Annotated in this window: 22 protein-coding genes and 1 pseudogene; 13 read left to right on the forward strand and 10 right to left on the reverse strand. The window is 46.8% G+C overall.

The annotated features are described in order from the left end of the window. Nucleotides 1-39: 39 nt before the first annotated feature. Together K6Y21_RS15660 and K6Y21_RS15665 are read right to left on the reverse strand one after the other, a co-directional pair. Nucleotides 40-768, reverse strand: coding sequence for a substrate-binding periplasmic protein (locus K6Y21_RS15660; protein ID WP_233072826.1), 729 nt, complete (start codon nt 766-768; stop codon nt 40-42). Between the two features lie 131 nt (nt 769-899). Beyond that, nucleotides 900-2,045: an OmpP1/FadL family transporter gene (locus K6Y21_RS15665; RefSeq protein ID WP_233072827.1), complete on the reverse strand. Its 1,146-nt coding sequence runs from the start codon at nt 2,043-2,045 to the stop codon at nt 900-902. 298 nt (nt 2,046-2,343) lie between these two features. On the opposite strand from K6Y21_RS15665, the pseudogene K6Y21_RS15670 reads away from it, so the two are divergent. Further along, nucleotides 2,344-2,601, forward strand: a pseudogene (locus K6Y21_RS15670) (glutathione-disulfide reductase); the annotation flags it as partial. Between the two features lie 59 nt (nt 2,602-2,660). Here K6Y21_RS15670 and arsJ read toward each other — a convergent pair. The 4 genes from arsJ to K6Y21_RS15690 form a co-directional block, all read right to left on the reverse strand. Further along, nucleotides 2,661-3,884, reverse strand: a complete 1,224-nt coding sequence (gene arsJ / locus K6Y21_RS15675) for an organoarsenical effux MFS transporter ArsJ (protein WP_233072828.1) — start codon at nt 3,882-3,884, stop codon at nt 2,661-2,663. Between the two features lie 69 nt (nt 3,885-3,953). Then, a complete protein-coding gene (locus K6Y21_RS15680) occupies nt 3,954-4,454 on the reverse strand; it encodes a cyclin-dependent kinase inhibitor 3 family protein (RefSeq protein ID WP_233072829.1) in 501 nt (166 codons plus the stop codon). 11 nt (nt 4,455-4,465) lie between these two features. Further along, nucleotides 4,466-5,470, reverse strand: coding sequence for an ArsJ-associated glyceraldehyde-3-phosphate dehydrogenase (locus tag K6Y21_RS15685; RefSeq protein ID WP_233072830.1), 1,005 nt, complete (start codon nt 5,468-5,470; stop codon nt 4,466-4,468). Nucleotides 5,471-5,504: 34 nt separating this feature from the next. Beyond that, nucleotides 5,505-5,852 carry a metalloregulator ArsR/SmtB family transcription factor gene (locus tag K6Y21_RS15690; protein WP_233072831.1) on the reverse strand — a complete coding sequence of 116 codons (348 nt, stop codon included), beginning with the start codon at nt 5,850-5,852 and terminating at the stop codon, nt 5,505-5,507. A 158-nt stretch (nt 5,853-6,010) separates the two neighbouring features. Here K6Y21_RS15690 and K6Y21_RS15695 point away from each other — a divergent pair, with 158 nt between their 5' ends. The 6 genes from K6Y21_RS15695 to K6Y21_RS15720 all read left to right on the forward strand — a co-directional run bounded on the left by K6Y21_RS15695 (nt 6,011) and on the right by K6Y21_RS15720 (nt 12,664). Next, nucleotides 6,011-8,023: a HAMP domain-containing methyl-accepting chemotaxis protein gene (locus K6Y21_RS15695; RefSeq protein WP_233072832.1), complete on the forward strand. Its 2,013-nt coding sequence runs from the start codon at nt 6,011-6,013 to the stop codon at nt 8,021-8,023. Between the two features lie 67 nt (nt 8,024-8,090). Next, entirely contained in the window at nt 8,091-9,326 is a 1,236-nt protein-coding gene (locus K6Y21_RS15700; RefSeq protein WP_233072833.1) for an ABC transporter substrate-binding protein, read from the forward strand. A 313-nt stretch (nt 9,327-9,639) separates the two neighbouring features. Beyond that, complete coding sequence (locus tag K6Y21_RS15705; protein ID WP_233072834.1) at nt 9,640-10,398, forward strand: amino acid ABC transporter substrate-binding protein; 759 nt, start codon at nt 9,640-9,642, stop codon at nt 10,396-10,398. A 14-nt stretch (nt 10,399-10,412) separates the two neighbouring features. After that, nucleotides 10,413-11,084, forward strand: a complete 672-nt coding sequence (locus tag K6Y21_RS15710; RefSeq protein WP_233072835.1) for an amino acid ABC transporter permease — start codon at nt 10,413-10,415, stop codon at nt 11,082-11,084. After that, a complete protein-coding gene (locus K6Y21_RS15715) occupies nt 11,081-11,818 on the forward strand; it encodes an amino acid ABC transporter ATP-binding protein (RefSeq protein ID WP_233072836.1) in 738 nt (245 codons plus the stop codon). The genes K6Y21_RS15710 and K6Y21_RS15715 overlap by 4 nt, the downstream gene beginning before the upstream one ends. A 54-nt stretch (nt 11,819-11,872) precedes the next feature. Next, nucleotides 11,873-12,664, forward strand: a complete 792-nt coding sequence (locus K6Y21_RS15720; RefSeq protein ID WP_233072837.1) for a CLCA_X family protein — start codon at nt 11,873-11,875, stop codon at nt 12,662-12,664. Here K6Y21_RS15720 and K6Y21_RS15725 read toward each other — a convergent pair. From K6Y21_RS15725 to K6Y21_RS15735, 3 genes are all read right to left on the reverse strand, one after another. Then, complete coding sequence (locus K6Y21_RS15725; RefSeq protein ID WP_233072838.1) at nt 12,661-13,026, reverse strand: hypothetical protein; 366 nt, start codon at nt 13,024-13,026, stop codon at nt 12,661-12,663. The two genes, K6Y21_RS15720 and K6Y21_RS15725, sit on opposite strands and share 4 nt — an antisense overlap. Nucleotides 13,027-13,041: 15 nt before the next feature. After that, complete coding sequence (locus K6Y21_RS15730; RefSeq protein WP_233072839.1) at nt 13,042-13,398, reverse strand: hypothetical protein; 357 nt, start codon at nt 13,396-13,398, stop codon at nt 13,042-13,044. A 76-nt stretch (nt 13,399-13,474) separates the two neighbouring features. Then, nucleotides 13,475-14,866 carry a DUF4397 domain-containing protein gene (locus tag K6Y21_RS15735; protein ID WP_233072840.1) on the reverse strand — a complete coding sequence of 464 codons (1,392 nt, stop codon included), beginning with the start codon at nt 14,864-14,866 and terminating at the stop codon, nt 13,475-13,477. A 240-nt stretch (nt 14,867-15,106) separates the two neighbouring features. On the opposite strand from K6Y21_RS15735, the gene K6Y21_RS15740 reads away from it, so the two are divergent. From K6Y21_RS15740 to metE, 5 genes are all read left to right on the forward strand, one after another. Next, the gene (locus K6Y21_RS15740) at nt 15,107-15,889 is read left to right on the forward strand and encodes a substrate-binding periplasmic protein (RefSeq protein WP_233072841.1); all 783 of its coding nucleotides are present in this window, start codon (nt 15,107-15,109) and stop codon (nt 15,887-15,889) included. Nucleotides 15,890-16,031: 142 nt separating this feature from the next. After that, on the forward strand, nt 16,032-16,169 hold the full coding sequence (locus tag K6Y21_RS15745) for a hypothetical protein (RefSeq protein ID WP_233072842.1): 138 nt from the start codon (nt 16,032-16,034) through the stop codon (nt 16,167-16,169). Between the two features lie 486 nt (nt 16,170-16,655). Continuing rightward, nucleotides 16,656-17,306, forward strand: a complete 651-nt coding sequence (locus K6Y21_RS15750) for a hypothetical protein (protein ID WP_233072843.1) — start codon at nt 16,656-16,658, stop codon at nt 17,304-17,306. A 430-nt stretch (nt 17,307-17,736) separates the two neighbouring features. After that, nucleotides 17,737-18,141: a hypothetical protein gene (locus tag K6Y21_RS15755; RefSeq protein WP_233072844.1), complete on the forward strand. Its 405-nt coding sequence runs from the start codon at nt 17,737-17,739 to the stop codon at nt 18,139-18,141. A 113-nt stretch (nt 18,142-18,254) separates the two neighbouring features. Continuing rightward, entirely contained in the window at nt 18,255-20,561 is a 2,307-nt protein-coding gene (metE, locus tag K6Y21_RS15760) for a 5-methyltetrahydropteroyltriglutamate--homocysteine S-methyltransferase (protein ID WP_233072845.1), read from the forward strand. Between the two features lie 68 nt (nt 20,562-20,629). On the opposite strand, the gene K6Y21_RS15765 is transcribed toward metE, so the two are convergent. Further along, nucleotides 20,630-21,238, reverse strand: coding sequence for an HAD family hydrolase (locus K6Y21_RS15765; protein WP_233072846.1), 609 nt, complete (start codon nt 21,236-21,238; stop codon nt 20,630-20,632). Nucleotides 21,239-21,396: 158 nt separating this feature from the next. On the opposite strand from K6Y21_RS15765, the gene K6Y21_RS15770 reads away from it, so the two are divergent. After that, nucleotides 21,397-23,043: a tetratricopeptide repeat protein gene (locus tag K6Y21_RS15770; RefSeq protein ID WP_233072847.1), complete on the forward strand. Its 1,647-nt coding sequence runs from the start codon at nt 21,397-21,399 to the stop codon at nt 23,041-23,043. Nucleotides 23,044-23,125: the final 82 nt, after the last annotated feature.

Below are 23,125 nucleotides of genomic sequence, written 5' to 3' on the forward strand. Positions count from 1 at the left end.
GGGCCACTGCTCTTACCCTCTGCACCTTGATAGTTCTCGTCAAGGCTTTGTTAAAGCCGCTTCCTTCAGTTGAGAGATATATTCATTGCGAATTTGCACAATTCTTCCAGATTTTTCTAACTGATTTAATACCTTAGTAAGCTCTGGAACCAGGTGTCGATTCTTTTTGTGTACATAATGGTATAACGGCTCCGCCGTTAACACTAAGTCTCCTGGGATAACCGTGCTCAGCTCCCCCATTTCAGTAAGTGTTTTCATTCCGTTCACCCTATCCAATATGGCTACATCAATTCGCTTTCTATCCAACAGCTGAAACAGTCGTTTATTGGAGAGGTATGACTTCGTTTGCAATCCCTCCGTATAGCGTTCCACATAGATTATTCCAAGCTGTATTCCTACTCGATATAGCTTTAAATCTTCCCAACGTTCCATCTTAAATGCAGCAGAACTTGTATACGAAACTAATTCAAAATGGTTAATGGGAACAGCAACCTGAATAAGGTTTTCAAAAACGGAATCTATCCCGCCAATTCTGAATAGCTCGCCATCAACCTTACCATTGTTAGAGAAATGAAGCGCTCTGTTTCCGGGACATTCAACAACACGCATTTCATACCCAATCCTCGAGTAAGCTTCCGCCATGACTCTTTTACTAATTTCGGTCAAGCCGTCATCTTGCATCGCGGAAACAATAATGACGCCATTATTCGCGTACGAGAATAGCGAAATAAAACAAATGCCAACAAGAACCAATCTCTGAATAAACAAGCTCTCCCCCAAAAACCTCTATATGTACAGGTAGATTAAAAGTGAGGGTTCAGACTTTAAACCACGCATACCACATACCCCTCGCCACAATTTTCAGGCAACAAAAAGCCATGGTCATACGCTCGGCGCAGTTAATAACGCAAAGACAGTGCAATGAAATGAGCGTAGTTCTGAGAAAAACTGCCACGAACAAGATAGCCAGAACCGGTGCTTGGCCTTTCAACTTCAGCACTTCCAAGGTCACTATATTGATAGGCAATACCTATATATTTGTCCCCCCAGATTTGCTTTTCGGCACCTAAACCTAATCTCCACTGCTTATCTAAAGGTAAGTCCAGAGTTCTGTCCAGCGGGGACTCAATCGGACTAGAGTCAAATGATACCCCTGTCATAAGCACCCAATCCTGGTAATGATGCTCGATGGCTAAACCGAACCCATATGTATCTTCATAGTTGTAGCCAAAACCATCACCAGTCTCACTCCAGTCTTGCCAGTTAACACTAGCCATAAGTGATGTATACAAAGTTAGAGGTATATCGAATCCAGCATCAACTATCTGAGGCCAACGTATCTCCTCAGGGACGCTTGGACTACTGCCAAAATCCAGAGCGTGCTTGGATCCGGAGCGATAAGATAAACCTAACGTCCAACCTTGAGGGTTTTGATATTGCAATCCAAGGTTAAACGCTGGAGCTATGTCGCCATCAGAAAGCTCTTTAGACAACTGGCCTTGCTGGAACAAGTCTAATTTCATCGCACCGTAACGCGCGATCAAACCGATTCCAACCACCAAGTTTTCATTGACTTCGTAACCAACCGCAAAAGTTGCATCGACTAACGCAATTTCAGTTTTATCAATTACAGCTCGATTTCCTACCCCCCAAAAACCATTCTCATATGTTAATCCAAGACCACCTGGAGCATGGATAGCCCCCCCAAGTACAATGTCCGAATTGATCCTCTTTGCATAAGAAATGTGGGGCACAGGCAATGTCTCCGAAGATGAAGCGGAGCCAAAGTTATTATCAAAATCAGCTCTAACATCAATAACCTGTATTCCTACCTGCCATGCTGTATCAGATATGCTGGCTATACCAGCAGGGTTCAAAACGCTGGCAGCACTATCACCGCGCGTAGTCACTGAAGCAACACCTGCAGTAGCGACACTTTTCGCTGTACCTATTTGTGAAAGTGACAAGCCTGCACCAAATGTTGATATGCTTACAGGAAGAGTGAGAGCTAATACCGAAACACGTATATTTTTTTTCGTTGCCATTCTGCTGCCTTGTTACTTTTCTATTCCATTGTGAAACGAGTATATCTTGGGCAACATGCGCCTTTGCAAAAAGACCCTTTGTGATAACACTTGCACATGAAGCCGACTGTAAACAGACCTAACCTCGTTACCATTCATTTCTATAGATTAGCCCCACACTCTGGCATGGTGTTATCGAAAACCCGACACTAACCAAGTTAAATAACAGGTATTAAATCCTAATAGTAAATAATCCATCTTCTGAATAAGGTGGATTATTTATACTCTAGCCGCAACATGGCGAGGTAAACACGGCACGGATCAAGTCAAGGTGTATAACTCTGGCTTTACCGCCATGTACACAGCCGTCACCCAACATAGCCAGCCTTGTAAAATGAAGCTGGTTTGCGTTGGTGCTGAAGAAAAAGTAGTGGGCCTACACGGCATCGGCTTCGCGGTTGATGAAATGATCCAAGGCTTTGCCGTCGCCATGAAGATGGGCGCCACCAAAGCCGACTTTGACAGCGTGGTTGCCATTCACCCAACCGGCTCGGAAGAGTTTATTACTATGACCTAAGGTTTAATACCGCCAGATTGTACGGAGCCCAAGTCATCACTTGGGCTTTTTTATTCTGATTACTGTGCCACTTTTTGCTCTGCTACTTTGGGCAACCACAGAGAAATCAAGCCAGTGAGCAATAACATCGCAGCCGATACCCACAAGCACATGGCCAAGCCATAACTTTGAAACACCCAGCCCGATAATACCGTGCCAATGAGTCGCCCCATGGCATTGGCCATGTAATAAAAGCCCACGTCTAACGACGCGCCATCTTGCTTGGCATAGCTCACGATCAAATAAGAATGTAATGACGAGTTCACCGCAAACACGGCGCCAAACAGCAGCAAGCCACCGATTAACACCCACTCCACTTGCCATTGATACTCAATACTTAACGCTATCAGGGCCGTCACACAAGTAAGTAGCATGGCCCAATACACGGCCGCGCGACCACTTGGCACCGCACCACGACGCTTACCCGTTAAATAAGGGGCAAAGCCCTGCACCACACCATAACCGATGATCCACAAAGCCAAAAAGCCGCCTACTTGGCTATGACTCCAGCCAAACACGCTGGCCAAGTACACCGGCAGCGCCACCACAAACCAGACATCACGGGCACCAAATAAACACAGCCGTGCCAGCGACAAAATATTAATGCTGCGCGATTTAGCAAACAGCTCGGTAAACTTAGGCTTGCTTTTCGCCTTGCCCATCTCCGCATCTAGGCTCACCAGACTAAAGCCAAACACCAATAACAACACCGACGCCATCGCCAGCACCGCCATTTGAAAGCCCAACCAATGCAACAAGGCGCCGCCAATAAAAAAGCCCGCCCCTTTTAGCGCATTTTTCGATCCAGTTAGCACCGCCACCCACTGAAACAATCGCCCCTGTTGCTCATCGGGCACTAAGGTTTTAATGGCACTTTTCGCGCTCATCTTGTTTAAGTCTTTGGCAATACCAGACAAAGCTTGCGCCAACATCACCCAGCCGACCACTAACCATTCAGGTGGCACGGTTAACATTAACAAGGCCACCACTTGCAACAACAAGCCAATATTCATGGTGCGATTAAGGCCAATGCGCGCCCCCAGCCAACCGCCGAGTAAGTTAGTGACCACTCCAAAAAATTCATAAAACAAAAACAACGAGGCAATCGCAAATGCGCCGTAACCTAAATCATAGAAATACAACACCACCAGCATCCGCAAGGCGCCGTCGGTGATGGTGAAATTCCAATAATTAAAGGTAACCAATAAGTATTGACGTACCGCACGAGGTAAAGAGGCAAGCACAGAGTTTTCCTAGGTAAATAGCAGCAAAGAGAAGCAAGCTGGCACCTAAGGTACCAGCGAGTTCAATCATTAATAAGCAGATGCCACGCCATCAATATACGCAATTTGCGTCGCCTTGGTAAACGCGCCCGGACGCAATGCTTGCACGCGGATTTTGATGGTGGCGAGATCCCAGCCGCGCTCTAACAATAAGTGGGCAGCCAGCAAACCGGTGCGCCCTGAACCGCCCATGCAATGCAAGGCAACGCCCTGATTGTTATCGAGTAACTGGTGTAGCTCAGGGGAGGCATTGAGCCAATCCACCTTAAAGGCTTGATCCGGTGCTTGGTCATCTTCAATCGGGCAATGAAACCATTGCATCCCCAAGGCTTGCACCTGCTGGCTTAGCTCAGCTACACCGGCCTTCGCCATTTCTTGTTCGCTTAATGCCGTGACAACCGCCTTGACCCCTTGTTGTTTCAGCTGTTGTAAGGACGCGTTTAAGTCGGCACCTTTAGTGCCTGGACAAGGCGTCAGTACTAACTCTGCGCCTTTATCATTTAATGGCAACTGCCATGTTGGATGTGTCATGTTTTGCTTCCTTAATCTGTCAAACCTACAATGCGCACCAGCTCGGAAGTACGTGTGGCGTAGCCCATTTCATTGTCATACCAAGCATAGATTTTCACCATGGTGCCACCGACCACCATGGTCGACAAAGCATCCACCACGGTAGAGCGTTGATCGCCCTTGTAATCAATCGACACTAACGGCTTAGTTTCAAAACCTAAAATACCTTTAAGCTCACCTTGGGCGGCTTGCTCAAGCAGGCCATTCACCTGCTCAACCGTGGTGTTTTGCTTCACTTGGAAAATAATGTCGGTTAATGACGCATTGGCCAAAGGCACGCGTACCGCATGGCCATCAATCTTGCCCGCTAATTCCGGGAAAATTTCGATAATGGCCTTGGCCGAGCCCGTGGTGGTTGGGATCAAGCTAACACCACAAGCACGCGCACGGCGTAAATCCTTGTGCGGCGCATCCAAAATGGTTTGGGTGTTGGTTAAGTTATGTATGGTCGTGAAAGACGCGCTTTCAATGCCTAATTGCTCATGGATCACCTTGACCATAGGCGCAATACAGTTAGTGGTACAAGAAGCCGCCGTAACGATGCGATGTTTTGCAGGATCAAATACGTGTTCATTCACGCCTACCACAATATTGGCCACGGCTTCATCTTTCACCGGCGCCGACACCACCACGCGTTTGACGCCTTGTGCTAGGTATTGGTTTAAAAATTTCACATCACGGTGTACGCCGGTCGCTTCAATCACCACATCACAATCCGACCAATCCACCGCGGCGATATCGCGCTGCTGGGTCGTGGCGATACGCTGGCCGTTAATCACCAAGGCATCATCTTGCGCCTCCACAGCGTGATGCCAGCGCCCTTGAATCGAATCAAACTCCAGCAAATGGGCTAAGGTTGCCGCATCACCCGCTACATCATTGATTTTGATAAATTCTAATTCCGGCCAGTCGTATGCCGCTCGCATTGCCAAGCGTCCAATTCGACCAAAACCATTTATTCCAACCTTGATTGCCATCTTTATTTCCTTGCTCCGGAAACCCCGGATTGATTTATTGTGGTGCACAGCAATTGGTTTGCTGTGCTAGTTGTTGTAATTTTTCGGGCGCAACGCCATAACGCTCTGCAAGCACGTTTTGTTGATTAAGCTGCTGTAAAAGCTGTATCAACCAACCAGGTAGTGCAAGGCTCAATTGGTAATAAACCCATTGCCCTTGACGCTCGGTGGTGACCACCCCCGTTTGTCGCAATAATGCCAAATGACGTGAGATCTTGGGCTGACTTAGGGCCAGCACATGGGTAAATTCACACACACACAGTGGCCCGTATTGCGCCAATAGTAATAAGCTGCATAACCGCGTTTCATCGGCCAGCAATTTAAACTGCTCATGCTCTAACATACGGATATCCATATATAACAATAGAACGAAAGAGTAGCAAACCTGCACACATGGCACAACGGCTCAGCACCACTGACATAAATAATTCATATCATATTGCGCGAATCATCAAATAAACATCAGGTTTCTTTCAGGTCAGTTAAGCTGCTCTATGCTTAATGAATATGTCACCAACGGAATTTAGCAGCATGCGCTTGAGTATTGTGCAGCGAACCATCGCTGGGTTTGTGATCATGTTTATACTGCTGGCTCTTTTAGGGGGGATCAGCTATTTCAACACCACGGCCATCAATCTTAGTTTGAATAAGGTTACCCAAGAAACCACGCCTTTGGTGGTATCCAGCACAGCACTCAAGCAAGCCCTACTTAATAACAATTTAAGCTACCTTAAGTTTAGAACCACAGATGTTGCCGATGAGCTCGACGCATACCAGCATAGCTTTACTAAGGAGCAACAAGCGTTTGAGCAAATCAGTCAACAACTCAGTACCAGTGAAGCCCTTGACCCCAGTTTACAAGGGAACTTTAGCGATCTACAAAGCGCCGCCGGACGCTACTTTGAATTAGCGAATCAAATATTAACAGAGCATCGCAACTTGGTTTCCACCCAAACGACCTTGCAGTCATTACGCAGTGAATTTGTTAAACACGAAGATCAATTTCAACAAGTCACCTTATTATTGCTAAGTGAAACAGCCAGTAAGCGTTCACAACGTAACAAGGCAGAGCGCGTGACCAGTGGTATCGCCAGAGACTTACGTGAAATCAGGCAAGCCACTGTTAAAACTGATTTACCCAAACTACAAGCAGCCCTGACTAAAGATATCGAAAAAGCACTCGCAGGGGCTAAACGCATCAAGGTAGACGAAGGGGTGATCATTCGCTTTAGCAAAGCCGTAGAAAAACTGGCCAGCATCAGTATCTCGCAGCGCGGTTTGCTGCCTTTAATGATGCAGCAACAGCAACAAGAGCGCGCCATTGCTGAGCTGATTAATCAAGCGGATCAACAAATGCAGCTGGTTGATGAATTATTAGGTAGCTTTACCCAACAAGCCGAGTCTGAAGCCAACTTAGCAACGACCACAGCCGACAAAGCCGTGAAAACCGCCGTGATGTACATCATAGGGGTTACCTTAGTGTCAGCCGCCGTTGCTGCCATTATCGGCTTTACCGTTGCGCGCAGCATTCATAAACCTCTTGCATTAATCGCGCCGGTATTAAAGGCCATGAGCACAGGCAACATGACACAAAGGGTTAACTACCAGTCTAGCGATGAATTTGGTGCATTAGCCGATTCCCTGAATACCCTCGTTGACAGCATGGCTGATGTGCTCAGCAAGATCAGCCAAGGCTCAGAGCAACTGGTGCAAGAAGCCAATACCGCCGCAGACATCAGTGAGCGCACCATGGCGAGAGTGGGTGAGCAAAAAAATCAAACCGATCAAGTGGCCACTGCCATTTCTGAAATGGAAGTCAGTGTTGGCGAAGTCTTTAGATCCACCGAAAACACCCTTTCTGAAGTCACCTTAGCTAACGAGGACACCAGTAATGGCCGCAGCTTAGTGGCCAAAAATCGAGATCTCACTGAACAGTTAGCACAATCAATCGATCAAGCGGTGCAAATCACGCGCAAACTTGAAGAATTCAGCAGCAACATAGGCAGCATACTCGATGTTATCCGCGGCATTGCTGACCAGACCAACTTACTGGCGCTCAATGCCGCTATCGAAGCAGCCCGCGCAGGTGAGCAAGGTCGAGGGTTTGCCGTGGTGGCTGATGAGGTGAGAACCCTCGCCACTCGGACACAGCAGTCCACGGTTGAAATTCAATCCATGATAGAAAACCTGCAACTCAGCTCACAGCAAGTGGCAAGTGTGATGCATCAAAGCCAAGACCAAACCAATCTGTGCGTTGAGCAGACCCGCTTAACCGATGCCGCATTACAAGCGGTCGTAACACGCATGGAAGCTATCAAAGAAATGAGTGTACACGTTGCCCATGCAACCGAAGAACAAATCGCGGTAAGCCAAGACATAGCTAAAAACATCAATGGCATTACAGAAGTGGCATTAGAAACCGAAAGAGAAGCCAGTGATTCAGCCAAAATCAGTGAAGTATTAGCTCAACTCATTGAGCAACAAAGGCATTTAATCAGCCGTTTTAAAGTGTAACAGTGGCCTTATTGCCTCATTCAATGAGCAATAAGGAATGATTAACCAGCCCAAGAAGGGGTTCGTAATGAAGTCTAAGACCTTGCCATATGCTATTGGCACATCCTTGTTATTAGCGGCCTCCATTGCCAATGCAGGCTCTATTACCATCGAAAGTTGGCGTGAAGATGCCGCAATTTGGAACGATGTTATCATTCCGGCTTTCAATGCCAAACATCCCGATATCAAAGTCACTTTCGTGCACACCAATGCCACCGACTATAATGACACCCTCAATAAAAAGCTTGCCGAGGGAAGCGCCGGTGATCTAATCACTTGTCGGCCCTTCGATGATTCCCTGAAATTATTTGAGGCTGGGTATCTCAAAGACATTACCGAGTTAGATGGCATGGGTAACTTCCCTAATTTTGCCAAAGCGGCTTGGCAAACCGATAACGGCGCCCAATCATTCTGCTTGCCAATGGCATCGGTGATCCATGGCTTTTTCTACAACAAAACCATTTTTAACGAGCTAGGGCTTGCCCAGCCAAAAACCAACGACGAGTTTTATGCTGCCCTTGAAAAAATTAAAAGCAGCGGCAAATACACCCCGATTGCGATGGGTACCAAGGACAAATGGGAAGCCGCCACCATGGGGTTCCAAAACATAGGGCCCAACTATTGGCAAGGTGAAGACGGACGTCTCGCCCTGATTGACGGCGACGAGAAGTTTAGCGACCCTCAATATGTGCAAGTATTTGAACAACTTGCTAAATGGGGCCCTTACATGGGAGAAGGCTACCAAGATCGCAGTTACAATGATGCTATCGCTTTGTTTGCAGATCAAAAAGCAGCCATCTATCCTGCGGGATCTTGGGATATCGCCGCATTTAATACCAAACTTGATCTTGGTGTGTTTATGCCGCCCGTCGCCAAAGCCGATGACGAGTGCTATATCAGTGATCACACGGACATTGGTGTCGGCATTAATGCCAAAAGCGCGAATATCAAGGACGCAGAAACCTTCCTAAAATGGATGACAACAGGCGAGTTTGCTGCCATCTATACCAATGCTCTGCCCGGTTTCTTCTCGTTATCTAATCACTTTATCGACGTAGATGATCCTACCGCCAAAGCGATGATCGCATGGCGCGATAGCTGTGATTCAACCATCAGAAACTCTTACCAAATCCTTAATCGCGGCGAGCCTAGCCTAGAGCTCGAAATTTGGGAAACCAGTATTGGTGTACTCAATGGCACCATGGCGCCCAATGATGCCGCCCAGCGTCTGCAAAAAGGCATGGATGCTTGGTATAAACCTTAATTCCATTTAGCTCCATCAGGTGCAAGAAGTTATTCATTTGCTGATTAGCTTCTTGCCACCCCCGGCTCATGATTTTCAGTTCGAAGCAAGTAAGTGACACTACTCAGCCTGACTTCCCAAGTTACTCGGTTACCCTCCATACCTCACCGCATCACCACCTTACAACAGAGAAATATTTGACTATTTTATCGCCATAAAGTAGTGCTTTATTTAATGACTTATATAATAATTAGTTATCTAAAACTGTATTCTAATTACTTTTTAGACTTTAATATAACCAGAATAACCTAATTTAGACAAAGAGACTGCAACCATGACAACACGCTTTTCACGTATGCTAGCTATTACGTTAGCCGCGCTCAGTTTTATGACCAGCCCCGTTTTCGCCCAAGACACCATCAAGGTCGGCATGTCGGGCCGCTACTTCCCTTTCACTTTTGTACAAAAAGATCAGCTGCAAGGTTTTGAAGTGGATGTATGGAATGAAATCGGTAAACGCGCCGATCTAAAAGTGGAATACAAAACCGCCAATTTTTCCGGTTTATTTGGCATGTTAGAAGCAGGACATATCGACACCATCTCTAACCAAATCACCATGACCGATGAGCGCCTCGCTAAATATGATTTCGCCCAAGCTTATGTGGTGGATGGCGCACAAATTGTGGTGAAAAAAGGCCGTGAAGATATCAGCTCAATCGCCGACCTAAAGGGTAAAAAAGTCGCGGTCAACCTTGGTAGTAACTTCGAGCAACTATTGCGCCAAGCGGATCCAGACAAGGAAATTAACATCATCACTTACGATGCTGGCTTTGAACAAGATGTGGTATTAGGTCGCACCGATGCCTTTGTCATGGATCGCGTGTCTTCGGCGCAGCTAATTAAAAAGTCGGGTTTACCCCTACAGCTAGCGGGTGAACCTTTTGCTACCATCAAAAATGCCATGCCGTTTGTGAAATCTGAAGCAAACCAAGCCTTGATCGCAAAAGTGAACCAGGCTTTAACCAGCATGAAAGAGGATGGCACCTTAACGCAAATTTCTATCAAGTGGTTTGACGCCGACATTACCCAATAAAGGAGAGCACACCGTTGAACTTTGATTTTATCTACACCTTAGAGCTGTTTCCGATACTGCTCAAGTATTTGGGCGTCACCATGCAAATGGCGCTGATTGGCTTTGTCATTGCCTTGGTCTTGGCAGTTGCGATTGCCGTTGTGCGTGTATTTGCGGTGCCCGTATTAAATCAAGTTGCAATTGTGTTTATCTCTTTTTTTCGTGGTACGCCGTTGTTAGTGCAACTGTTTTTGCTCTACTACGGCTTACCACAAGTATTTCCTTGGTTGGTGGGCCTAGATGCGTTTAGCGCTGCCGTTATCGGTCTGTCGCTGCACTTTTCGGCCTACATGGCGGAGAGCATTCGCGCCGCCATCTTAGGTGTTGACCGTAGCCAAATGGAAGCCAGCTTAAGCATTGGCATGACCAAGCTGCAAGCCATGCAGCGCATTATTTTGCCCCAAGCGGCCCGCGTCGCGTCACCTTCTTTGATGAACTATTTTATCGACATGATCAAAAGCACTTCGCTGGCATTTACCTTAGGGGTAGCCGAGATTATGTCGAAAGCGCAAATGGAAGCCTCATCTAGCTTTAAGTTCTTTGAAAGCTTTGTTGCGGTTGCCATTGTTTACTGGGTCGTTGTGGTTATCTTTACTCAGTTACAGCATCGCCTTGAAATTCACCTTAACCGAGCCTATGTGAAATGATCAATGTCTCCAACTTAAGTAAAACCTTTACTAACCACCCAGTGCTTAAGGGCATCGACTTTAGCGTACAACAAGGTGAGATAGTGGTGATCATCGGGCCATCGGGCACAGGTAAATCGACCCTATTGCGCTGCCTTAATTACCTTGAAACACCGACCACAGGCACCATCCAAATTGGCCCTATTAAAGTCGAGGCAGGACATGCCAGTAGCAAACAAATAACCCAATTGCGCCAGCAGAGTAGTTTTGTGTTTCAAAACTACGCCTTGTTTGCCAATAAAACCGCCCTTGAAAATGTTGCCGAAGGCTTGATGACGGTCTGGAAGGAGCCAAAGCAACAAGCGCTTGCCACCAGTATGAAAATATTAGAGCAAGTCGGCTTAGGCGATAAAGCGCACCAGTACCCAGCACAACTTTCTGGAGGGCAACAGCAGCGTGTTGGCATTGCCCGAGCCATGGCGGCCAAAGGCGAAGTGATCTTATTTGACGAGCCCACTTCGGCTCTCGATCCCGAATGGGTTGATGAAGTATTGGCCGTGATGAAGCAGCTCGCCCGCAGCAAGCAAACCATGATAGTCGTCACCCACGAAATGCAATTTGCCCGTGAAGTGGCCGATAAGATCATCTTTATGGAAGGTGGCCATATCGTAGAGCAAGGCCCACCCGAGCAGCTATTTAACGCACCGCAAAGTGAACGCACTCGCGCCTTTTTAGCCAGAGCAATGAAAGGTTAGCTCAACCAAGATACAGAGCGTGATAGCAGTTGGTTTCTTTGTTAACATCTAACCATGACCACACAGCGCTTATCTCGCCTTCATCAGCCCCATTTTCGCAGTGGCCCGGATCACCGTCAGGGCCTAGATGCTAGCTTTCAAGATATTCAGCACAATTTTGCCTTTGCCACCATTAAGGTTGGCCGCTGGGTGAGCGCACAAGAGCAACAAATCGCAGCAAACCTCATTTTTGATGCCCTGTCTGATCTGGCCGCCATACTCAACTTGCCCAACCAAGCCATAGGGTTAAGGCAGCAGCTCAACTTTGCTTTTGGCACAGGTGGCCAAAGCGGCGTCCAAGCCCATTATGCGCCTCATAGTCGCACCCTCGCCCTAGCCAAAAATGCAGGAGCAGGCGCACTGGCTCATGAATTTTGGCATGCCTTTGATCACTACATTACCGACAAGCTGTTTGCCCCGCCCCACTATAAGTTTGCATCAGATACTTGGCTGAATAAAAACAAGATAATTCCACATGCTTTAAATGAGGCCTTAGCAACTTGCTTTCGCTGTGTGCTGCTATCACCTTGTGGCAAGCAAGCTTCTGGCTACACCCAGACCGCCATTGCACTCGATAAGCAGCTACAGCAGCTATATTACAGCCGACCGACCGAGCTAATGGCACGGGCTTTTGAAGCCTTTGTGCAAGATCACCCTCATATATCTAACCGATATCTGGTCTCTGGTACAAAACAAACGGAATTAGCTAAGGTAGGGATTTATCCTTTAGCAAAGCATCGTGATGAGATAGCCCAGGCATTTAAGCTGTATTTTTATCAATTAGGGTTTGCGCTAAAACAACGTTAGTACAAGGTAATCAGCTTATCTTTCGCGGGCGTGCCCTGCTTGTAAGGCTGCACGCGCCAAATAGCCCCATGAGGCTTATTACCTTGATAATCACTACACTGCAGGGAAGGTTCATGGAAGTTTGCATCGGCGATCAGAAATGGTCGACCTTGCTCCTTGGCGGCCAGCACCATCCATACTACATCTTGCCTAAATCTAAGCTGGCAAATCAAAAAGCCATCCACTCGACTTTGCACCGAGACAACCAAGCCTTGCTCTTCACGTGTTTTTTTAAGATATACCTGATCTTTACTATAAATGGCACTGTGCACGGGGGCGCACAAGTTGACACTTAACAACAACCCAACAATCAGCTTAAACATATGCCCTCTATCTGTTTAAAGCACCTTAATAATCTTATTCTTAGTTGGAATACCATATCGAAAAGGCTGAACTCGCCACATTTTGCCCGGCTCCTTACGCCCTTCGTAGGGTCGACAAGCAAACGAGCCTTCATAATATTTGGCCTTAGGCAGCAATAAAGGTTGGCTTTGCCCAGCAGGCGGTATCACTAACCAAACCTTATCTTGTAGATAGCGCACATGACATAATAAATCTTCATTAACCCGGTTTTGAATCGTGACTATCATGCCTCTGTCGTCAAAACTTTTACTAAACGAGGCTTGGTCACTACTGAATGTCATGGCACTCGCAGGAAAGCTACAGCAAATTAAACACAGTACTAAACGCAGCATCAACACTACCTACGAAAAACAAAAACAGGCTCACATTGAGCCTGTTTAAGTTTAAAGCATTGAGCGTAAAAGTCGATCAGTCATCTAGGCTGATAACACCGACACCCGTTGCGGCATCGGGATCATCCACTGCCACTAAGGTGGTTAAGGTGCCTGCGCTGAGGGGTAACTCAGCTGGGCCAATGGCGATGGTAGAAGGATCTCCCGCTGGTGTGATCATCACATAAGCTGTGCCTGGAGACACGGAAAGCACCGTGCTGTCTCCTTTATAAGGAATGTTTTTCAAAATCACGTCATCATCACTGGGTGAAGCATCAGCGCTGACGTAAATATCAACATTTCCGGCTAAAGTTGAAGCGTGAATAGCGCGAAGTTGCGCTTCGGTTGCTACGCGACGAGTTTTATCCACAACAACATAAGTTTCATCATTAGCATTATTGTCGCCTAAGTTACCGATAGCCAGTGCGGTGTAGGTCATCCCCGCTTCCAATGTGGCACCCGTTAACCCTAGCGCATCAACCACAACGACGGGGTCTGAGCCATTCACCCCCACCGCCACGTCGTAATCGCCAGCCGCCAACGCAAGGTAGTCGGTCTTGGCTTTGTAAGCTAAACCGTAGAGAGGCGAGCCCATCTCAGGTGCTGTACCATTGACCCAAATATCCACCGCTGGGGCATCTGAAATGGTGTGCACAACACGTAAATCTGCCCCTGTATTGGTATCTTTAACCACCACGGGGCCAGTTCCTGAATCAACCAATAGGTTTACCGGTGATTCACCCGCCATGGTGTTGGTAACAGCGGCGACGACCCAGTCTGAGCCAGCGGCAATCTCCACAGAACCAGAGTCAAAATAGACGACGCTTGGATCATCGGCGTTAGTTAAGCGTATTTGGTAAGTGCCAGCTGGCACCTCAACGGCCCCTGTGGCCGCTTTGTAAGGAACATCATCGGCAAATGGGGTGGCAGCGGTTAAATCAGCTCCCGGCTCGGTGATAAAAATATCCACCGTAGGGGCATCAGGGGCGGCGTGTATGGCTTGCACACGAACGCCTGTTGGCATAACGGCATCACGCGACACAATACTTGGACCGAATTCATCGGTATCACCGCTACCAATTTTCGCCGCCTTACCTAACGCGACGATGTTGTACTCCATGTCTTTCATTAGGTCTAGGCTGGTTTCAGGAATCACCGTTAAGGTGCTACCGTCGGCGAGAATAGCATCAACTTGTACGGTATGTGTGCCTGCAGGAACAGTGATTTTGCCTGAAGACTGTTGGTAGTCGACACCTTCTAAGGCGGGCTGACCATCTAACCATACATTCACTTTCGGCGCGTCAGCCGCAGCATGTAAAACGCGAAGATAGGCGTTCTCTGCCACAGTGTCATTGTTATCGCTGCTGCCACAAGCAGCTAGAGTGGCAGTGATGACGGATGTTAATAAAATCTTGTTAAACGTTTTCATGCATTGCTTCCTTGGATGTATCAGTGATTAATTATCTTTATGTTCACTTAAGAGGTTGCATCCACCCATGAATGTATTCCCCTTGCTGAGGCCATTACGCCGACATTTAACAATAAGATCACAATTTTTTTTCACTTTATTAGCTTTGTACAGATAGCTACGCCAACCTAAATCACAAGGAATTTGAGTAAGGCAAAAAAATAGACCATGCTTAATCGAGGATCCTAGTGGGGATAGATAATGAATCACAGACTGATGTTGGCATCCTTACTCTACTTGCTTTATATCCATGGCAGCTGGGCTGCGACCCTGGCCGTGGTCACCGAAGAATATGCGCCTTATAACTACACCCAGCAAGACGAAATTAAAGGCTTAGCGAGCCAAATTGTAGAGGCTTCTTTGCAACGGGCAGGTTTTGACTATCACATTAAGGTATTACCTTGGTCTCGTGCCTATCATTTAGCTAAGAGCAACCCAAATACCCTCATTTACAGTATTAGCCGCACCCATCAGCGCGAGCCTTACTTTCATTGGATTGGCCCAATCGCCTCCATACAGTCACACTTTTTTAGCTTAAAATCACGTCAAGACATCGCCCCATTCAATCAGCTGAAGGACGCTCGTCAGTATCAAGTCGGCAGCATACGTGATGATTACATTGAGCAATTTTTACTGTTGCATGGATTTACCAAGTTGCAACGAAATAACAACCACGAAGCCAACTTAGATAAACTATTACGGGGGCGGATAGACTTGTGGCCAGTCTCTACAGAAACCGCCAGTTATTATCTTGGGTTGAGAGGTTTATCGCTAGAACAAGAGCTAAAACGGGTACACACCATCAGCGAATTTAGTGGTACGGAACTGTATATGGCCATGGGCCTAGATACTCCCATTGCCACCGTAGAACAACTGCGTCAGGCGCTTAATGAAATCAAACAGGACGGTACCTATGACAAACTCATCAAACAATATTTTTCTCAACAAGAACGCCAACAAAATATAAACAAAACAAATAATTAAAAAAAACTAGAAATGATAAGAGCAAGGATAAGAGGCTGTGCAAATTATGATGAGAGAAACACAAAATCAATGCTGTTCATGCCATATTTAATGCTAACTTAGCGCACCGAGTTTGAATTTAGTTTGCTTCCTGAGGTTTATCATGCCCTTTTCCACAAAACGCAATAATGATGGCGGTTTAATTGCCAAAGCCACGGGCATTATCTCCTATCAAGATCTTGCCCAGTTCAAAGCCTCGCTGTATCAAACTGCCACTGATGTTAAAAACACCCATTATTAAATACTAGATTACACGCCGGATACTTAGCTAGATTTAAGCCACAAAGACATTTGGCAAATCGCGTTAAAAGATAAAGCGGCATTACAAATTAATCCCCACATGCTGATCGCCATCGTCAGCAATAAAGACGTGATCTATGGCTTGTCGAGAATGTGGAGCGCTTAGACCGAAACCTCCCACCCTAACGTCGATATACAAAACGTGCCTGAATTATACTCAAAACAGCTTGGCTGATTTCTGCTATGACGATATTGAAGAGAGGACTAAATCCATATCCATACGAAGCTACGCCATTAATTCAATCTTGCAGCCTCACCTATCTGTATATACGAAATGGCATTACACACGTTAAATTCAATGAGTGTACAAATGAATTCGGATCATCTTAACGCATTGAATACAAAGGGGTAATTACTCCTCATTGGTTTCACCTGTCGGCCTATCACAGCAAGGTAACAGAAAAAACTTGAATATACATTCCAAGGAATGTATATTTTTAATCATCAGCTATCAACAAGGACTTCGACAATGACTGCAATTAAAAACACAATCAAGATAATGGCAACAGAGAAGGGTAATGCTCTGTTTTGGTGGATCGCAACACTGGTAACCTATGGCTTAACTTCATTAACAAGGATCCCCTTAGATGCGTCTTATGCTGCTTCGCGTTTTCCTGTGCCATTTTATGAAGGTCAAACAACCTTTGATGCTGTTGAGTTGCAGGGCTACTACGAGTTTATGGTTAATGCGGGTACTTTAGATATATATTGGCAAACACAGTTTATTGATTTTGGCTTTATTTTGGCCAATGTCTTGAACCTGTTCTGCGCTGGTGTGGCTTGTTATCGCTCGCTCCCAAAAAGCTGGCTCGAAAATAAATTTGGTCAGCTTGTTTATGCGTCGATTTGGATAATGCCCCTTGCCCCGATCTTCGATGCATTTGAAAATTTGGCTTCATTTGTGTTACTGAATCAGGTTGGTGATTTATCTCAACCAATGACGGTTTTCTATTCTTCTTTGGCAAGTATTAAGTTTGCTTTGTTTGTCCTGAGCTACCTTTGGGTAATAGGGGTAGTGGTAAGTGTGTTAATGCATAAACTCATCACGCTGGTGAAACCAAAAACGAAGGCCGCGTAATCATCCTAGAATGACTGATAATGCATTTCGATAAGCTTTTTTGGCACGAATAGACTTGATGCCAATCTCAATAGAGCCGCCTGTCATTAACAGACTACACGGCTTATTGCTAGAACAAGACCATAAGTTGTTGCTCCTCACCAATGCATTTGGTGGCACGAAATTGTAGGTGACGATTGGACGAGACACACCAATCGCCACCATATAAGAATTGCGCTAAGTCTTTACCGAAATCAAACATGACGGTACCTATGCGCAGATTCATCAAGCAGAATTAAAATCAATGAACACCAAATAATTAATGAAAAGACATAAGATAAGACTAGAGAAAAATATGATGAACCAAACACAAAATCAGTGCCGTTCATGCCATATTTAATGCTAACTTAGCGCACCGAGTTTGAATTTAGTTTGCTACGTGAGGTTTATCATGCCCTTTTCCACAAAACGCAATAATGATGGCGGTTTAATTGCCAAAGCCACAGGCATTATCTCCTATCAAGATCTTGCCCAGTTCAAAGCCTCCCTGTATCAAACTGCCACTGATGTTAAAAACATCCATTATCAAATCTTAGATTACACGCCGGTTACTGAGCTAGATTTAAGCCACGAAGACATTTGGCAAATCGCGTTAAAAGATAAAGCGGCATTACAAATTAATCCCCACATGCTGATCGCCATCGTCAGCAATAAAGACGTGATCTATGGCTTGTCGAGAATGTGGAGCGCTTATACCGAAACCTCCCCCCTCAATACGGGCGTATTTCGTGATTTCTCCGCAGCGGACGAATGGATCATGCAACGCCAAATCGCTCAAGCCCTGAGTATACGTTAATATGAAATATATTCATCACCAATAGAAATATAATGAGATTGATTCAATTTTAAAAATCTAAAATACTGATAGCCATCTAAACGTCTAACACAAATTACAGGCAGGACACGGACATGGCTAAAATTTCATCCCTTGGGTATCCCCGCATTGGCGACAAACGCCAACTCAAACATGCATTAGAACAATACTGGTCTGGCCAAGCTGACCTAAATCAGCTTCTCGAAACAGGTAAACAGATCCGTTTACACAATTGGCAAGAACAAGCACAAGCAGGCGTTGAGTTTGTGCCCGTGGGTGATTTTGCTTGGTATGATCACGTGCTCACCCTTTCTGCCACTTTTGGCGTGATCCCAGCCAGACACCGCAGCCCTGATGGCCAAATTAACCTAGATACCTTGTTTGCCATGGCGCGTGGTCGTAGCAATGCAGCACACGGCGACCATCACGGCTGCTGTCAGCCGCAGTCAGCCGCCTGTGAAATGACCAAATGGTTTGATACTAACTATCACTACCTAGTGCCAGAATTTGAAGAAAACCAAAAGTTTGAACTAAGTTACAGTCAGATACTTGATGAAGTAAAAGAAGCCATTGCCGCCGGTTTCCAACCTAAGCCTGTGCTGCTTGGCCCCATTTCTTACTTGTGGTTAGGCAAGGCCCAAGGCAATTTCAACAAGCTAGATCTATTAGCCAATCTATTGCCTGCCTACCAAGATCTATTAAGCCAGTTCAAACAACTTGGCGTGACTTGGGTGCAACTCGATGAGCCAGCCTTAGTGCTGGATCTCCCCAAAGAATGGCAAGGGGCTTATCAAACCGCTTACCAAGCCTTGCAAGCCAACCGCCCTAAACTACTGGTGACAAGCTACTTTGACAGCTTAGCCGACAACCAAGCTCTAGCACTGGCATTACCTATCGATGGCTTACATATCGATTTAGTGCGCGCGCCTGAGCAATTAAAACCAATTTTGCAACAATGGCCTGCCGATTGGGTACTGTCTGCGGGTATCATCAATGGTCGCAACATTTGGCGCAGCGATCTGCGCAGCGCCTTTAACAAACTCAAGCCGGTAGCAGACCTATTAGGCGACCAACTTTGGCTCAGCCCTTCATGTAGCTTGTTACACAGCCCAGTGGATCTGGATTCAGAGCAAAAGCTGGACGCCGAGATTAAACCTTGGCTCGCCTTTGCCAAGCAAAAGCTCAATGAACTTAACCAACTACAGCAAATTGTTAACGACCCACAAGCCGCAAACAGTCAAACTTGGCTAGCCGAAAGTGATAAAGTGGTTGAACTGCGCGCCACTTCGCCGTTAATTCACAATGACGAAGTCAAACAACGGGTGGCAAACCTAACCAGCGCCGCCAGCCAGCGTTACAGTGACTTTGCAACTCGCATCAAGCAGCAGCAAGCGCATTTGAAACTGCCACCTTACCCGACCACCACCATAGGCTCGTTCCCACAAACGGCCGACATTCGCCAAACCCGCAGTGCCTACAAGCAAGGCAAGATAGATCAAGACCAATACATTCAAGCCATGCAGGCCGAGATCCGCCAAGTGGTGGCCGCCCAAGAAGCACTCGATCTCGATGTATTAGTGCATGGTGAGCCAGAGCGTAACGACATGGTGGAATATTTTGGTGAACTGCTCGATGGTTTTGCCTTCACTCAATACGGCTGGGTGCAAAGCTATGGCTCGCGTTGTGTTAAGCCGCCTATTATTTACGGTGATGTAAAACGTAGCCGTGAATTGTCGGTAAGCTGGAGCACCTTTGCCCAATCCCTAACCCAAAGACCAATGAAAGGCATGCTAACCGGCCCTATCACCATCTTATGTTGGAGCTTTAACCGCGACGATATCAGCCGTGAAACCTGTGCCAAACAAATCGCACTGGCCATCCGCGATGAAGTGGTTGCACTCGAAGAGGCGGGCATCAAGGTGATTCAAATCGATGAGCCGGCCTTGCGTGAAGGCTTACCCCTAAAAGAAGCGGCAAAAACACCGTATCTAGATTGGGCGACCGAGGCATTTCGCATCAGTGCCAGTGGCGTAAAAGACGAAACGCAAATTCACACCCACATGTGTTACTGCGAATTTAACGATATTTTACCGTCGATTGCCGCCATGGATGCTGATGTGATCACCATAGAAACCTCACGCTCTAACATGGAGTTATTGGATGCCTTCGAAGCCTTCCAATATCCCAACGATATCGGCCCAGGTGTGTATGACATCCACTCACCAAATGTGCCAGAGCAGCAATGGATGGTGGATTTAATTCAAGCCGCCGGACAAAAAATTGCCCCCGAACGCTTGTGGGTCAACCCAGATTGCGGCTTAAAAACCCGCAACTGGTCAGAAACCAATGCCGCCCTAAGCAACATGGTGGCAGCCGCTAAGACCTTACGAGCGAATAGCTAACTAGTTTGCGTCCCTTGGTGCTGATGGCCCACACGCCAAGGGACACAACATACCTTAAGCAAAGCCAATCACGGCCTAGCGACAAATTGGCTGATCTCGCCATTCACGACCAAAAAGCAATCCATCCCTGCGGCCTGCGCGGCAGCTAACCCTGTTTTGGTGTCTTCAAACACCACACATTGCGCGGGCGCTAAGCCCAACTGCTGCGCCGCCAACAAAAAGGTATCGGGCTCAGGTTTATGCTTGGTGACATCATTGGCACACACCACCGCATCGAGCAGCGAACGCAGTGCTAAGGCATCAAGAATAAAGTCGGTGGTTTTAGCATCTGCCCCCGTGCCGATGGCAAAACGCTTTTGCCCTTGATATTGCTGTAACAAGCTGAAAGTGGAAGGGATCACTTCAACCTGATGGCGGATTTCATCAAAATAATTGCGTTTGCTCATCACCAGCTCAAAGGGGTCAAAGCTACGCTGCTGATATTGATTGATTAACTCGGCAATGCCATAGGTTGGCGTACCGCCATGGCTATGTAACCAAGCCTCATCATAGGCAAAACCAAAACGCTGCGCCGTTAACTGCCACGCCTTTAAATGCAATTTCATCGAATCAACTAAGGTGCCATCCATATCAAAAATGATGCCTTGGTAAGCGTCCAAATTTATTGTTACTGCCATCTGTACTCCCCAAAAAGTGATCCTCATTACTATGATACGCTAGCTGGATCAAATCTCTTCATTTCAGTTTTTATTTAGTTTTCGAGAACAGCTAACATAACCCATTTGTTATAGTGTCGAGTTAATAAGTCCGTTAATCAATGAGTCAGTGGCCCAGCATGTTCAAAGTAATCAATCAGTATGTTCGTGAGAAAGGCAAAAAAACCTTGCCTGCGTTCAGTGCAGCGTCAGGCACCATGGGCACAGTAGCAGATGTGATGGAGCCCATTGCTCCCTTCGCGCAGTATCTATACTTTGCTTCATTAGGGGCATTATTACTGTTACTGGGCACAGCGTTAGTCAAAGCCCCTTGGCGCGATCACTTGGCGGGCGCTATTTTGTTCTTTACGGTGTCTGCAGGTATCAACGGCACCATCTATTACTGCCAAGGCCCGGAGCAACCCAACGGTTTACTCGCCAGCCAAATCGAAGCGGTGGCCAAATTACAAGCGCACTTGGGCATCATGCAGCAATCCTTGACTCAGATTGATCAACAAACCAAAGCCATCGCCACCAGCAATGAGCAAATTGCTCAGCACACCCAAACCACGGCGCAAGAAATCGCCAAGTTAAATCAAAACATCGCCAAACTTGTTGAAGGTAAACAAGAGCTTGCCCTGATTGCCCAGCCAACATCGGCCAGTGATTATTACCAAAACGCACGCCTTTACGAAATCAAGGGCGACTACCGCCAAGCCAGACAAGCTTATCTTGCCTATTTTCAATACCAGCAAGACTATATCGACCCCCATTTACGCTACCAAGCCTTCTTAAAAATCCAAGAAGGCTTTGCCGGCGCCCGGGAAATATACAATGAGCAGTTTCAGCACCAAACCAGTGCCACCGTCGACTTTGCTAAAGCCATGCTGTTTGAAACTGGGCAGCGCCAAGCTGCGCTAAAAGAGATTGTCGCGGCCCAGCCAAACTTTACCCCAGCTTGGTATGAATTATCACGGCTCCATTCCAGCGCCCTGTTAGGCCGTCAAACCAGCGAACATAAGCTGCTGGAAAAACAATATTTAGAACAGGTCATTAGCCTTAACGAGCAAGGCCAATGGCTAAAATATTACCTCGACCAAGAGCAGTTTAATCGCCATCTCGACGATGCCTTAAGCCGCTTTAAGCTCGCCGAAACCCGCTCTGAAACTGGCCTTAAGCAAACCCTTACCTTTACCCCCAGCTTAAGTAATCTGGGCTTTCAACTGGAGCTGCAATACCTAGACACGCCGCAACAAATCCTCTACAAAACCGCAGAGATGAGCGAGTTTCAGAGCACGGGGCAAGGCCATTGGCGCGATCCCGAAACCGGCCTCTTGGTCCCCAACACCTCCATCACCTTGGCGAAAAACATTCAGTCACCGCAGGCAATCCAATTCAAACTGGTCGACGCCAGTGGTCATGTCAGCCAAGTTTATCAATATCACTTTGACGCCCAGCAACACGCCGCACAGGCACAACAGCAAATGCTCGAAATGACCAAAAATGCTTGGCTGCTACTACGCGATTTTGACGGTGAAACCTTGGTCTATTTTAGCCAACTAGCCAGCAGTCGCTGCGCCATCAGTGCCGTCCACTATTCCATTAACAGTGACCAGCTTGACCAACAAATCCAGCTGCCGCCTTGTGATCTGCAAGATCCCTTTAGCCTGCCCGACGACTTTGCCAGCTATTTTAAGGCCAGCGCGGATACCCAATCCATTAGCATTCAGCTGACTTACCAAAATCAGCAAAAGTCGACGGTTGAAACCTTTCGAAAGGGGCTGTAAAAGGGATTAATAGCCGCAAGGCTGTTTTTTCGACACCAATAGCAGTTAGTTCGCGCCACTGACTGCTGGTTTACTGCGAGTT

Origin of the sequence: Motilimonas eburnea (genome assembly GCF_021295345.1) — a bacterium.
GTDB lineage: Bacteria > Pseudomonadota > Gammaproteobacteria > Enterobacterales > CBDFNC01 > Motilimonas > Motilimonas eburnea.